The organism is Rhodococcus sp. YL-1 (assembly GCF_001942025.1).
Classification (GTDB): Bacteria; Actinomycetota; Actinomycetes; order Mycobacteriales; family Mycobacteriaceae; genus Rhodococcus_F; species Rhodococcus_F qingshengii.
Genome location: NZ_CP017300.1, coordinates 93,920 through 108,208 on the forward strand (window position 1 = coordinate 93,920; position 14,289 = coordinate 108,208).

Consider the following 14,289-nt stretch of genomic DNA (forward strand, 5'->3'; position numbering starts at 1 on the left):
CGGCGAGGGGGTCTGTCCAGCCTCCGTCGATGCTGGGGCGCATTGCCGCGATTTGACGATTTTCCAGGGTCGCAAATTCGCGAAATCGTATGGCCTGAATCACAATTGACCAAATCAGCCCGGGGTCAGACTGACGTCCGGAGTGTCTCTTCAGGTGGCTCGGAATCAGGAATATCGGACGCCAGTGCGCTCAGGAAACGGCTGACTGGATTGGGTCCGGATGTGCATCTGGCGACCTCCAACACAGGTACTGCCCGCCAAACTTGGTTCGAAAATTCGGTCGATCCCGCTCCGGCGCTCGTCAGTGCCGAATCCATCCCACCAGTTGCGGGTACACCATCCCGTCTCCAAACGTGTGCCTGCTGCGCCCTCCCCTCAAGTGGACGTAGGCCTCCTTCTGGAAGATTCCTCAGTCCTTGGCGTCCGCGTCTGCCGTACGAATCGTGAAGGAGGAGCTGACGAGAGCTGCTCTAGGCAGGGCTTCGGAGACAGCAATTGGGCGTCCGCGCTGGTGTCATCCAAGAGGACGCTCTAGCCATCAAGATTCTGTGATCGCGCTCGAGGTGGCCGTCCTGTCCGCGGCAGATATGCCAGGCTGACGACACGAACCCTCCTATGGATAGAACAAATGGATATACGAGTGGGAGCCGGTATTCGACAGTGGATTCCCTATGCGGTGCCTGAAACGATCGCATCACTCCCCTCATTGGGCAATGGTGAAGCGCCTCGATTGTTCGCAACTGCCGGATGGCTGTCAGCTTCTTCTCGTCGCGTGCACTTCAGTCGACTGCGGAACCAGCGAGTTGATCGGCGAAGATTATGAGGTTTCCTGCTGAGAGTTTCACCTCAACGGTAACCTCGTTGTCCGGGCGCGGACCGAGTTCCGGGGCATGAATAGGTCCGGAAGAACGGGCAATTATCGAAGAATCCATCTCTCACTCTCCCCTATCGACTTCCTGGCGCTGACCCGGAACAGCGCGCAGAGCGAAGGTATGTCGGTTCGGAGGTCCAAATTTTGGAACCCCAGAGCGGCGGAGAGTCTTCAACACGTGACTCATTGTGTGATCGAAAATATGCATCTAGCTGTGATAACTGGCAAAGAAAGTATTGTATGTACGTGTATCGCAGCTAGTCCGTGTCAACAGTGTGTGGCGTGACTACTGGCAGAGCTGTATGGCTAGTAGCATATTGCTCACACTATGTATGCAGATGTACAGTGTAAACGGTGTATATACGTGGAGTCTGGTTAGAACTGACATTGTGTGTGGCACTGTCATTACATTCGGCACGGTAATTCTGTGTTTCATGTGTGAGCTATGTAAGCCTTATAATCCATGTAATATGTTGTGTATGTTTAACACGGTTCATCTGTGTACTACGTGTTGCAATGCACGACTGTGTACAACTTGGGGGCAAGAGTAATCGGGTAGTCAGCACACACTTTTGATCACTTGATGCACCCATTGTTAGTGCGAGCAACATGACACTTTGTATGCAGGTGATATGTGCTGCACTGGTAACACATGCTTGATTGTGTATGCGTGTCATATGTCATGACTGTGGAAGATGGGCTACCCGCACTACACAGCCACACATCGGTGCACGGATGTACTGTGCGGGCAATGGTCCATGGGTTATAGTTACTGCACTGTGCACCACAGCTTGCACATGTAACACGGTCCAGCAAGACAGCCATTGTGGCACTGCACATATGGCGTCTACTGCGTCCACTGGTTACGCAGCCAAGCATGTAGACACTAAGATCAAAGTTGACACTAGGTACCCGTAGGGGACAGGCCACACAGCAAGTCAGGTACTCACTGATCAGCTTGTATCGCCAGATCACACGGAGACCCAGTGAACGCACTACCTGCAACACAACACGTACTGCACGCCTAGTCATAGGTACACAGGAACCACGGCTTATATGCTGTGACAACACAACAGCCGGTTCGACCCGATGTCGCCTCACTGAAATCAGGCATCGAGTGCGGGCCACTACAGAGAGGGTGTGCGATGGCCGATCTAGGCGAAAGCCGCGCCGACTACCGTGCGAAGACAGTTGCGACCTTGTGCTCCAAAGGTGGAGTAGGGAAGAGCACTCTAGCTGCGCAGATCATCTCCGACGCCTCCAGGCTCGGACTGAAAGTTCTCGGTATCGATCTTGACCCCAACGGCACCTTGTCTCGACTGACAGGCACGGTCGCTCCGGTAGGGGAGTTGTCGATCGGCGACGTTCTAGTGGGCGCTGCAAGGCCGCAGCAGGTGGCCCGAGTTCCAGTGGACTGGCAGCCTGACATTGCCTTCGATCGTCCGTGGATACAGGGCGGTCCGCTCCTGCCCGGAGGTGCGGTCCACATCCTGCCGGCACCGGACCGCGGCCTTGAAGTGACGACATCGAGGTCTGGAACCGACGCGGAGCAGGCTCTCCTCGAAGCGCTCGCAGTATCGGAAATCGGTGAGCATTACGACCTGATCGTCGTGGATCCGCCCGCCAGCACATCGTCGACCCTCTATTTGGCGTTGTACGCCTCCGAACACCTGGTGTTCCCGCTGCAGACCGAATCGGCCGCTCTTTCCGGACTCACACTTACGGTGGAATCTGCGATCAAGTTCAGCAGTCTTTCCCGTCGGCGGGTGAACGGTATCGGGGTTGTTGCGACGATGCTCGATCGCACCACCGAACACACGTTGACCCTCGCAGCAGCGCAGGAGTGGATGGACGAGCGATTCAAGGGGCAAATCGGCGTTCTCAATCCGCAGATCCCACGTCGAACCATCGTGTCAGAAGCAGGGTCGTCGATGGTTCCTGTCTCTCGCCTCGTAACAGGCAAGCTGAAGAACGCAGACATCGCCTCCCGTTACGCCGCAGTGGCTTTGGCAGTCGTCGCAGCGGTGACACCGGAGCGCCTCGAAGCGATTTTCGACGCAATCGAGAAGGAAGATCTTCCCGAGGAGATCGCGGACATCATCTACGCGGCTCTCGAAAGTCGCGCTGAGACAGTCAATACCGGACAAGAAAACTAGGAAGGGGACCACCGATGTCGCAACGACCTAGGCGTGACCCACTCAAGATGGCGCGGGCTGCATCCGGCGGGACCAGCCTCGCAGCGTTCACCGAAGAACCGTCGGTGCCAAACCCCGCTGAGGACACCCAGTCCGAGGTGAGCCCACTGCCCGCGGCGTCACCGGTGGTCACTCCTGACGACGACAACGACTACGGCGATTTTGAGGACCCCGCAGACGACGCGCCGGCCCCGACGCCGCGAAGGTCGACAGGCAAGCGGAAAGACACCATCAGGACGAAGACGTTCCCGATGCTGCAGACCACCGTTGACGCTGTTTCGGAATCCTCGTTGGCCTGGCACATCGCCGACCCAACGCGGATGCAGCACTTCGGTGGAACAGCATCTGAAACAGCGTTCGTTCAGGCACTCCTCCTGTTCGCCGTCGATCGCATTTCGAAGAACCAGAAGGACGCCGACCGATTGCTCCGCTACTTCCCAGAGAACGCGCGAGTTCGCAACCGGTAGCGAGTGACCCGATCGCCACCTAGTTGGGGCCGTACAAGTAGCCACTTGTACGGCCCCAACCCTGTTTCCAGCGTCTTCCCAGCTCAGGACGATGGAGGTGACACGTCACGCATACATGTGCCGCATCACCGGAACTGGGCATGTTTACATGCTCTACATCGGAGATGAACACATCTACACCTGACGGGAACTGCCCATGATCACTTTGAGGTTGCATCGCGACGCACGAGCCCTCCTGGACGAGGTCGCCGAACGAACCGACCGCCCCCTGGGATGGATACTCGGGGAAGCGACTATCACCGCCATGGTCGATGTCGCCGGCGCTGCTGACATCGAAGCAGCCCGAGCAGTACTCGCCCCCCACCTACCGAGCCCCGACAAAACCCACACCAGTCGAATGACCACCACTCTCTCCAAACACTGCGAGTCTGTTGTCGGTCTTCTCCTGACCCACCAGGGTGGGGGACTGGCGTCGACATCCGCCATCGTTCGTGCAGCGTGGGGACACTGGATTTCTACTGCGACCGTCGACGAAATCGCCGAACACCTCGGCGTAGTAAGGCCCCGAGCGCAGATCGCAATGGGCACCGGTGCAGCATGAGCCGCCGACAATCCCTGACCGTCGCAGGCTCAGCACTCCTACTCGCAGCCCGATGCTCGCCGGACACCACCTTCGACGCCACGGCCGCCACCGAACTGCTACCGGACCGTTTGCGATACACCCAACTGGGGCCGGACTCGGATGTGGTGAGCCCCCAACAGGCATGGAGTGAGCTGGTCGAGGCGGGGAGGGTCACCGGGACCTTCGACGACTGGCACTTGACTGAAACATCCGAGGAAGGTGCCGAAAATGGTCGACGCCCGTAGGCACGACACTTCGCCGGCCAAGGCAACACGAGCTCGCGGCCGGACCGGATTCTTCGTCCCGATGGTCAAGGATTTCTGGAAAGACCTCGCAGCACTCGGCTGCAACCTGTCGGAGATCGGCTACTTCACCATGATTTCCACCAGCAAGGCGACTTCGCCCATTGGCAGCTTGTACATGCGCCACGAATGGGCAGACCTCGACGGCACGAACCTGGACCATGCAGAGCGCACTCTCGAACAACTCGAGAAACGCGGCCTGATAGCCCGCGATGGGTACTACATCCTCGTCGTGTCCTGGATTCGCCAGTACGCCTTCAACAACCCCAAATACCTGCGCGCCGGGTTGTATCCCCTTCAGAACGAGATCGACAGCCCATTCTTGCGGTTCGTATTCGGCACACAACTACTACAGCTCAGACTCTGCGACCTCGACAAGACGAAAGCCGCAAACCTTCATGAAAGTGCATCGCTCCTGTGGGCCGAAATCACGGGATCCGCACTTCCACCTGCTGACGCAATGGACGGCGACATAGACCAGCCGAACGACTACATGGTCACGGCGCTGAGCAACATGCCCGGGATCGAATTAGCCGTGACAGAACTCGACCGGCGGACCTGGTGTGTAGTGCAGGCCGAGCTACACCGACCACTGCAACAGGCGCTCGGGAAGCATCGCAAAGTGACTCAGATTCAACCGCGCGCCAGCAATCACTAAGGCTGGGACTCACGTTCGCGATGTGAGCCCATCCTTTACCTAAATCAGGCCCCATGCCTTCGTCGACGAAGGCATGGGGCCTGATCGGTTGGATGTCGTCCGCTCCGCAGGGAGTAGGGGCACTAAAGGTGTTGAGGCCAGACTTCAAGTTCCCCTCCGGACGAGCGAGTATCAGCTTCAAAACCTGTGGATACCGCACGGGATACCCTATCCATTTCGCTGTCTTCGGATACCCCTACGGATAGGTCAACGGATAGGGTATCCGCATTCAAACTCGCTGGTCAGAGCCGTGGTGGATAGGGTATCCGCTGGGGTATTGGATAGTCGCACGTGCGCGCGTCCGCGCGCGCACGAACAAGACCACAACAAAACCCCACCTCCCTACGGTCGGTGGGGGTGCAGGGGGAGGGTTTTCGCTCGAGTTGACGACCTCGCCGCTTCGCGCCGAGACCCCGATGCGCAAGCGCATCCCCGGATGAACTTCTACGCCGGCCATGAATAGGTTCCGAGTGGAATCGCCGCTGAGAGGCCTTGTGGGCCATTTGTCGGCGGAATGCGACCACGGACCGCGAGTACGCCTCGGCGCAGCTTCTGCGAGGCGCTCAGTGGCGGCTTTGTGTGTCCTGGATGCAGTCCGAGGAACCGGTAAGCAGCGCGAGTACGTGCCGCACACCGGAAACGGTGCTCCTAGCGTTGGCGATCGGAAACACCAACACGACTTCAGCCCGACCGGGAGGGACCATGGCGAACTTGGACGAGGCGGAACTCGCAGCATCGATCGTCGCCGCATTCGAGGCTCGACCGGAATTGATCGAACGACTCGCAGACGCGGTGGCCGGCCGAATCGCCGAGGCGCTCGCAGCTGGTGACTCTGCTCGAAATTCACACCGCGCAGAATCGACGTGGCAAACAGACGAAACTCGCGTCGAAACATTGCTTGAGTGGGTCAGAACGTCGCCGAAGAAACTCATCGACGGCGACCGACATGCGTGGGCATCCGCGATTGTCGGGGCCAGCGGAGCGAGTGATCCCCGCGGAGTGTTGGAATGGGCACTCGGCAACGATTGTGCAACCTCTCATTGGAGAAGCCGAGAAGCGCCGATTCCCGCGCCACACCCGACACGGTCGGGGGCTCCGAAAGCGGGGCCGTACTCGCAGATGCTTGCTGAATTCAGACTTGCCGAGTCCGAGAGCGGTGCAGTCATAGTCGCTGGCATCGACCGTTTGATCAGCGCAGTGATAAACACCGTACGGACATACGGGGTGGTGGGAGATGTGACCCCGACGACAGCGTGGCGGCGAAACGCTATGGCTGTGCTTCGAATTCGAGATGTCGAGGAAGCTTCCGGGGCGATCTCATGGGCGATGAAGCATAAGCCGCATTGGAAGTCGAATATCCAGGGCATGCCAACCGAACGAACATTCCAAAAGTTGTACGCCGACTATCGAACTGCAGGTGCCGGTTTCGACCCTGTGCGTGACGGTGGGGAACATGCCGAGGCGATCAAGGAGTTGAGTCGCGGCTGGTCGTGCTATCTGGGCAAACTGCTCAAGAACGGGGAAGTTCCCGTTCGGGGGGTGACGTATCGCAGGATCTGGGAGGTGTTGACGGGATCGGACGGCGGCGCCTCCGTGCCTGTGGCAGATGTGAAGGCAGTCATCTTGTGGATACTCGCACCTGACGCCGGACGCGCACGATTCTACGTACAAGGCGACGACTTTCCCTCGATCGAGAAGATCCGAAAGGCGATGGTGGACATGGCATCAGGATCGATCCGAACACGAAGCGGTATTGGGGCAGGTGTGAACGAGACGAATACGCTCGCGGGTGACAGTGTCGCGGCCGTGGGATCCACCACGGTGACCGTGCGGGGGATCTGATGGCAAAAACGAGAGCTAACACTGTGGTCAGGGTGAAGTGTCGCCAGTGCGGAGAGGAAGTTCTGCGCATGAGTGGAATGCCAGGTCAACCGCCTGGTTGGCAGTCGAACGTCACATGCACTCGCTGTCGCGGAGAGGACTACGAGCAGACATGGGATCGCGAACTCGAAGGCCAAGCCCGCGGTCGACTGTTGCGCAGGATCGCCGAGTTCGATGCGACTGCAGGTTACGAAGCGGCGACGTTGGGTGACCCGGACGTTCGAAACACCCGGTGGGGCCGCACAGCATGCGAAGCGGTCGCCGCTTGTGAACTTGATGATCGAGCGCGAGCTGGGCTGATGTTCTTCGGACCCACAGGAATCGGCAAGACCTTCGCGGGGTTCGCTGTCTGCAATGCGGTCGCTGAAAAGTTTGGTGCCGACCAGGTGCGATTTGTGTCGGAGGAAGCGCTTCTCGGCGGTGACGTTGCACCGTGGGAACTGCGAGGACGATTGCAGGCTTGGTTGAGAGGAGCGTCGGTGATCCTCATAGATGACATCGGCGTCGCCACCAGGCGCTCAGATCAGATTCAGTCCGCCTGGAAGGAACTGTGCGGTCAGATCGCAGGTCACCAGGGGCCGTTGATCATCGTGGGAACAACGAACAGGCAAGGTTGGGACGGTGATGTAGGTCTGGCTGCGTGGATGGGCGCTCAGTCGACATCGCGCCTTCGTCAGTGGACCGAAGACTGCACAACTGGCTGGGTAGATCGCAGGACGGACACTGTTCACGAGCGGTGGCGCGACCAGTTGACCAGAACACCGGAACAGTGACAGTCACTATGGTGGGCGAACGATTTTCAGGAGGTGAACGTCGATGAGTGAAAATGCGGGCTCCGGGCGCAACGATTCGTTTGGGGGTGGATCCGACAACCCGTGGGATGACCGGGCGCTCGACGACCAGGTTGGGCCCGGAGAGGCTGAGCCGCAGGCGGACAACACTCAGTGGGCGGAGTCAGCGACTCCGGCGTCGGTCACGGCTGTCCGACGACCTCTGCGGCCGGCCGGCGCCGGGAATACGACGAAGGCTGGTGGACAACGGCCGGTTTCGGCAGCGGAGCCCCGTCGCCGAGAGGATTCACCGAAGTCGGAGAAGCGTCGCGGGCGATGGCTGACGATGCTGCGTGGCCGCACCGCAGCGACTGGCCCCGGCGACGATGTGGCACTGGCGAAGTCAATCCGGCGACCGCTGAACGAGCCGAAGAACATTGCCTTCATCAACGAGGGTGGCGGGACAGGGAAGACGACAACCGCCGTGCTTCTCGGGCTGTTGTTGGCTTCGCTCCGGAACGGTCCGATCGTTGCCGTCGACGCATCACCCGGCTGTGGTGACTTGGGAAACAGAGTTCCCGAGTCGAAAAGACCTGCGGGAAACGTACGTAGCGTCGTCGAAGGCATCGGGCGGATCCGGACACTCGATGATCTGCGAGCCCACATGAACCGGGTGGCCGGTGGCTTGGACGTCCTTGCGGCCGACGCATCGACCTCGGCGGAGGCTGTTTTCACGAGCACGGACTACGTAAGGTTGACCGAGATACTTCGCGAGCATTACGAGGTGACGATCACCGACTGCGCCGCCGGCATGGTTTCCGATGTCGTGGAAGCTGTCCTCGATGATGCGGATCTCGTGGTGATCGTGTCCGAGGGTGGGGATGGGGTTCGGTCGTCGACTTGGACGGCTAACCGCATGATGGACCGGGCCGAGGCCAAGCCGAAGTACAAACGACTACTCGATGATGCTGTGGTGGTGGTCAATTCGAGGCACGACCGGACGAAAACCAATACAGCGAAGATCATGGATTTCTATCGAAATATCGTCAGGGCTGTCGTTGAGGTGCCGTTCGATCAGCACCTGGAAGGCGGGGACATCATCGTTTTGGACAAGTTGTCAAAGAACACTCGCACTCAGCTGCTTCGATTCGGTGATGCGGTTATCTCGAGTGACGGGTTCAATCAGTGATGCTGAGAGCCGAAGTCAGCTTTGTGAGGTTGGCCCACACTGTGTAGGGGATGCCGGTGTCGTCGACTGCTGTGAATGGTCGACCGGTTCCGGAGCGGGCGAGTAGCTGATCAGGGTATTGCATCGCGAATTCGGTGATTGACGGTTCTGCGGCCTTGATGATGTGAGCCGTTTTGTCGGTGGATCGTGTAATTGATAGACCTGCAAGAAGTTTGGACATTGTGGATGGGCCGCGATCAGTGGCCAAGACCAACAGGATCGACGGCACGGTGAGGCCGAACTCCGCGCAGCACTCTGCAATTGGCTTTGTCGGAGTGATGATTGTGACCCAGGTTAGAAGTGAGTTACTGCCGGATGTGGTGGTCATGATTTTGATTGTGGTGTGGGTGGTTCTGGTGTGTGGCACGACGCAGAGTGCCGCATGACCGGAAGTGCTTCTCGCAGAATTGAAATCGAGGCGCGGAATGATCCGTGACCACGACCGCAGTAGGGAGCGTGTTGACGTGCAACTGAGCTTGGCCCAGCGAGCGCGTCTGCGGGATGCAGCGGACCGGTTGGCGTCAGTTGGTGTGTGTACCCCTGCGATGGATTCTGCTCGTAAACGCAATGTTCGAGATGAATCGTCGTGGCCGCCCCGTCTGTCTCTGCAACTCCTCGTTGACGTACGCGCGCACGCCGATGCGTTGCCGGCGCTGGGAGTAATAGTTGAGAGCTTGCCAGATCTACCTGCCGGCGCACCGGGGGCAGGTGAGTCGGCGCCAGGGGGCGGAGTGCGACACAGCGGCCGTGACGAGGAATCAGCGGAGCAGTCGGTGCAGGACAGTGACTGGCCGTGGGGGAGTGGGACACGAGTCGCGGCGCCATCGTCCAGAGAGCCGAAGGCTCAGCAAGCGGTTGTGTCCTCACTGGTGGCGTCGACAGTCTCGTGGGGGAGTGGTACGCGAGTTGCGGCGGCTCCGACCGTTGCGGAATCGTTCGCAGCAGTGGGTGTTGAACTCGCGATCCCTCATATTGAGGACAACAGGTCAGCAGCAGCGGTTCTCGCGGAGAAGGGTTCCGGTGAACCGCTGCTATTCGATGGACTGCTCGATTCTCTGCGGGGAGTTCCTGTCGACGATCTTGACGGCGTTGGTGAGACGACGAACGAAAAGATGGTGGCTGGCGGAGTTTCGAGTGTGTTCGACCTGCTGATGCGGGTGCCCCTCCGCTACGTAGACCGAACGCAGTTGGCCCCTCTGGAGACACTGGTCGCCGGGACAAAGCAGGTGACGTTCGTTGCACGAGTCCTCGGAATGAAAACGGACTGGGAGAAGCGTTACGTCCGATTCACGCTCGGCGACCACCGTACGAACATCTCAGCGATGTTCTTCCATGCCATGTGGATGGGCCAGCGGTTCCACCGTGGTGACCTGTTGATCGTGCAGGGTGATCTCGGCGAGTTCAACGGAGCATTGTCAATGACCTCTCCGCTACTCGAACTGATGTCGGATTCCACGGCCCCGCTGTTGGCGATTTACCCACAGTCGCAGAAGCATTCGGTAGACACTTGGATGTTGCGACGGGCGGCGGTTGACGCGTTGCGGCGTATCCCGGCGCTCGACGATCCGATCCCGGCTCCACTGTTGGTTAGGCGGAAGCTACCAACGCGGTTGGCTGCGCTGCGGTCGGTGCATGTCCCGGAGTCGAAAGCTGACGCGGACTTGGGAAGAAATCGGCTTGCCTACGACGAGCTGTTGAGACTGCAACTCGCGCTCGGCGTACTCCGAAATGCGCAGGCCGCGGAACCGGGTGTGACGCACACACCGACTGGGAAACTCGTAGATCCTTGGCTGGCTGGCCTTCCGTACACGCCGACGGGTGCGCAGTCGCGAGCGATCGGTCAGATTCGCAAAGACATGGTCGCTGCCCGGCCGATGAACCGGCTGCTTCAAGGCGACGTTGGTGCAGGAAAGACGCTGGTACTTGCGGCAACTGCACTGATGGCCATTGAGGGTGGCTACCAGGCAGTGCTGATGGCGCCGACTGAGATACTCGCGCGCCAGCACTTCGAGGAGATGGCCGAGGTGCTGCGTCCGTTGGGTGTGACAGTGGATCTGCTGGTGTCGCGGGGACTTCCCCGTCCGCGGAAAAATGTGCTCGCAGACCTCGCGGGCGGGCATGTGAACTTGCTGGTGGGAACCCACTCTGTGCTGTCGGATCCGGTTGTGTTCGCGAACCTTGGTGTGGCATTGATCGATGAACAACACCGTTTCGGTGTGGATCAACGTGCAGTGCTGGCCACGAAGGGCCCGGGTGGGTCGACGCCGGATATTCTGCAAGCCACAGCGACTCCTATACCTCGGACTGCCGCGATCACGACCTACGGTGACGTGGAGCTGTCGATCCTTGATGAGAAGCCGCCGGGTCGAACCCCGACAGTGACGACGTGGCTGGAATCCGCGACGACGGACGACCCGAATTCTCCGGTGTGGAAATCCATCCGTAGCGAGATCAGTCAGGGGAGACAAGCGTTCGTGGTGTGCCCGTTGGTCAAAGTCTCCGGTCAAGACTCGGAAACTAAGATGGCGGCAGCAGCCGAAGACACTTGCGTCGCACTCGAGGCCGGCGCATTGGCAGGCTTGCGGATCGGTTTGGCGACTGGGAAGCAGAAGCCGGACGTGCGGCGAGAAATGATGCGCGCGTTCAAGGAACACGAACTCGACGTACTTGTTGCGACAACCGTGATCGAGGTCGGTGTTTCGGTTCCGAATGCGACTGTGATCGCGATCTTGGATGCCACGAAATTTGGTCTGGCCCAGCTACATCAGCTGCGTGGCCGAGTCGGACGTGGACGCTGGCCCGGCCACTGCTGGCTTGTCGGACAGACCAATAGCGAGGACGGTGTGGCGCGTATGGATGCGATGTGCGAGACCGACGACGGCTTTGTACTCGCCGATCGCGATCTGCAGATCCGCGGGCCTGGCTCCCTGACCGGTTCAGCACAGGCAGGGCGAGATGCTGGGCTGTTGGTTGCGGACCTGATCGATGATGCTCGCATCCATCTCGCAGCGCGGGCGGATGCCCACGACATCTTGGCTCGTGACCCACACTTGCACCGCAGTCAGCTGATGAAACGCGAAGTTGAGGCTGCTCTCGGCGACGATGCGCACTACCTGACGAAGAGCTGATTGGCTGTTCCGCTCGCGCCGCTAAGCAACCTCCGGTGGCAGAGATTCGTGTCCGGCCGAGATGGTCGGTGCCGCAGGCTCGTGCGCCGGCAGACAGAGTCGAGTCACGCGGAAGGCTGTTCGAACAGGAGGTTGAAATGGAAAGCAATAAAAGAAGTTTCGAAGTTTCGGTGACAGTGACGGTGCGCGCAACTGTCGATGGGGCTTTGGTGCCGGGATCGTTGCCGAAGTTGATCCAGCGGTGGCCGACGGACCTGTTCGACGAGCTTCGCCGTGAATGGGTTTCTCAGACTGGATTGTCCGTCGAGCAGTTCGATGAAGCGGACGCGGTCGTGATGAGTGAGAGGGATCCGTCAGGTATTCCGAGCGTGCTGTGAGCAGGTGGTATGCGTGGGTGGTCGAACTCTGCTGACGCCAAGGCGTATTCGCGGAGTCGCGTTGATGCCGCACGTGTTTGTGCGGGGCGAGATGGTGAACCGCATCTACCCCACAGGACAAAGGGAGCAAGGCGATGGGCTTCACGACAAATGACTACGCCGGCCTGGTCGATGAGCAGTCGATCCCAGCGGTCGGCCCGTATATGGCACAGTCCGTTTCGATCGAGGCTTTCCACGACTGGATCGTCGCTTCCACCGATGCTGCTGTTTTTGAAGTCATCGACGGCCGTGAACACGCCGCGCAAGTCGCGACGCTACTGACCGGACGTATCGGGAACGGCTACGGCGCAGCGTCAGGGACAGTGTTCGTCGCCCATCTCAGAGCGATGTATGCGGTGAAGGGCACAATCGTTGGGGTGAACGAGTGTTCGGTGCAGTTCGCCGACGAGCATGGGAACCTGCACGTCCTCCCGATCATGGCAGTACGCGGCCTGATCGTGGAGTGAGTTCTACAGGCACCGGCAAGAGAAGACATTGGCGGCCAGGTAGACCAACCTCAACCTGTGGGCATTCGAGCTCCGATTTGGGTTGCCGCTTTCTCTGCGCTGTCACGACTAGGTGTTATCGCGGTTGAGCCCGTGGTCCGCCCGGACGTGGAAACGGCCAATTCATCACGGCGTCGCGGCGGGAAGCGAGCACTTGCGCGAGGTGGTCGTTGTCTGGGTGGCGCGCTGAAGCCGCAGCAGCCAGGAGGAACCACCGAACATCAAGCGCCGCGGGCTCGTATCCGGTTTGACCTTGTAAGTACGCGCCGATGATCATTGCGCAGTGTTCGGCTTCAAATGCTGTGAGTTGAACGAGTGCGGTGTTGGACGGAAGATCGACGTTGACCAATTCTTGATACTCGTCGGGATCCTGACCGTGATCCTTGTAGTCAGGCGTCCTCGCCAGAGGTGCTCGTTGGTCCTGGTGGCTGGTTCCGTACTTGGAAGAGTCTGCGCTGCCATCGAATCCGCTGTGGTCGCCGACAGCGCCGCTACCACTGATTGCGTCGTCCTTATCTCCTCCGCCGGTCAGCCAATCGGGCTGTCCTTCTTGAGCTTGATCGCGGCGATTGAGAGTGGCCGGAAGCCTCACGAAAACCTGCCACGCGAGAAGAAAGAGCGCGATGACGCCGATGATACCGAGGACGAGGGTCATGGTTATCTCACTTTCCAATGCTCTGCGCCGTTGACGGTGGCGGCGACGGGCAACAGGACATCGCGCGGAGTGAGTTGTGGTCCAGCTCCGATCTCAGTCACTATCGCTCGGTCTGAAGCACATCGCATTGCCGGATTCCGATCTGGACGAGCAACTCCGGCGGTATTCCTTTGCTGCAAGTCGATGATTGTCCTTGCCTTCGGTGGCCACAGGTGATGAATGCCGCGCTGCAACGCATTCCAAGTGCTCGGACGCTGAAGCGACGTCTCTTCGTTCGCGGCGCGTGTGATTCGAGCTAGCTTCGTCCAGTGAACAGGCGCGATGCCAGCGGGGCAGCGCCGAGGAGACCCAAGAACAGTACGACCAAGGCGAAGATCAGGCCGAATTGCCACGGTTCCATTGTGTCGGAAAGGAACAGACACCCGATCAGCGTTCCGATCGCGAAGCCGATCCCGCCAATCCCCGCGACGACCGCAAGAATTTTGGTGATTTCTTTGCTCATGCCTGTCATCCTCTCGTAGTTGGTTCCGGTCAGTGTGCCCTGATGGTCC

Annotated in this window: 14 protein-coding genes; 12 read left to right on the forward strand and 2 right to left on the reverse strand. The window is 59.5% G+C overall.

Going from position 1 to position 14,289, the window contains the following annotated elements; genetic code table 11:
* Window positions 1-2,016: 2,016 nt before the first annotated feature.
* From BH682_RS30105 to BH682_RS30165, 12 genes are all read left to right on the forward strand, one after another.
* The gene (locus BH682_RS30105; protein ID WP_047269163.1) at window positions 2,017-3,027 is read left to right on the forward strand and encodes a ParA family protein; all 1,011 of its coding nucleotides are present in this window, start codon (window positions 2,017-2,019) and stop codon (window positions 3,025-3,027) included.
* A 14-nt stretch (window positions 3,028-3,041) separates the two neighbouring features.
* Window positions 3,042-3,533, forward strand: a complete 492-nt coding sequence (locus BH682_RS30110) for a hypothetical protein (protein WP_125053092.1) — start codon at window positions 3,042-3,044, stop codon at window positions 3,531-3,533.
* A 196-nt stretch (window positions 3,534-3,729) separates the two neighbouring features.
* A complete protein-coding gene (locus tag BH682_RS30115; protein ID WP_047269161.1) occupies window positions 3,730-4,134 on the forward strand; it encodes a hypothetical protein in 405 nt (134 codons plus the stop codon).
* Window positions 4,131-4,400, forward strand: a complete 270-nt coding sequence (locus BH682_RS30120; RefSeq protein WP_047269160.1) for a hypothetical protein — start codon at window positions 4,131-4,133, stop codon at window positions 4,398-4,400. Before BH682_RS30115 ends, BH682_RS30120 begins: the two co-directional genes overlap by 4 nt.
* Window positions 4,384-5,115, forward strand: a complete 732-nt coding sequence (locus BH682_RS30125) for a hypothetical protein (protein WP_047269159.1) — start codon at window positions 4,384-4,386, stop codon at window positions 5,113-5,115. Before BH682_RS30120 ends, BH682_RS30125 begins: the two co-directional genes overlap by 17 nt.
* Window positions 5,116-5,856: 741 nt before the next feature.
* Window positions 5,857-6,996 (forward strand): hypothetical protein, encoded by a 1,140-nt coding sequence (locus BH682_RS30130; protein WP_075835651.1) that lies wholly within the window; start codon window positions 5,857-5,859, stop codon window positions 6,994-6,996.
* 68 nt (window positions 6,997-7,064) lie between these two features.
* Window positions 7,065-7,808, forward strand: a complete 744-nt coding sequence (locus BH682_RS30135; RefSeq protein ID WP_190287584.1) for an AAA family ATPase — start codon at window positions 7,065-7,067, stop codon at window positions 7,806-7,808.
* Between the two features lie 43 nt (window positions 7,809-7,851).
* Window positions 7,852-8,994, forward strand: a complete 1,143-nt coding sequence (locus tag BH682_RS30140; RefSeq protein ID WP_058228445.1) for a nucleotide-binding protein — start codon at window positions 7,852-7,854, stop codon at window positions 8,992-8,994.
* A gap of 239 nt (window positions 8,995-9,233) precedes the next feature.
* Window positions 9,234-9,419 (forward strand): hypothetical protein, encoded by a 186-nt coding sequence (locus BH682_RS30150; RefSeq protein ID WP_141695860.1) that lies wholly within the window; start codon window positions 9,234-9,236, stop codon window positions 9,417-9,419.
* A 78-nt stretch (window positions 9,420-9,497) separates the two neighbouring features.
* Complete coding sequence (locus BH682_RS30155) at window positions 9,498-12,161, forward strand: ATP-dependent DNA helicase RecG (RefSeq protein WP_125053084.1); 2,664 nt, start codon at window positions 9,498-9,500, stop codon at window positions 12,159-12,161.
* A 137-nt stretch (window positions 12,162-12,298) separates the two neighbouring features.
* A complete protein-coding gene (locus tag BH682_RS30160) occupies window positions 12,299-12,538 on the forward strand; it encodes a hypothetical protein (protein WP_064112267.1) in 240 nt (79 codons plus the stop codon).
* Window positions 12,539-12,672: 134 nt separating this feature from the next.
* Entirely contained in the window at window positions 12,673-13,044 is a 372-nt protein-coding gene (locus tag BH682_RS30165) for a hypothetical protein (protein ID WP_075835659.1), read from the forward strand.
* Window positions 13,045-13,159: 115 nt separating this feature from the next.
* Here the strand turns inward: BH682_RS30165 and BH682_RS30170 are convergent, their stop codons facing one another.
* Together BH682_RS30170 and BH682_RS30175 are read right to left on the reverse strand one after the other, a co-directional pair.
* Window positions 13,160-13,738, reverse strand: coding sequence for a hypothetical protein (locus BH682_RS30170; RefSeq protein ID WP_075835661.1), 579 nt, complete (start codon window positions 13,736-13,738; stop codon window positions 13,160-13,162).
* A 295-nt stretch (window positions 13,739-14,033) separates the two neighbouring features.
* Entirely contained in the window at window positions 14,034-14,240 is a 207-nt protein-coding gene (locus BH682_RS30175; RefSeq protein WP_143542516.1) for a hypothetical protein, read from the reverse strand.
* Between the last annotated feature and the right edge of the window lie 49 nt (window positions 14,241-14,289).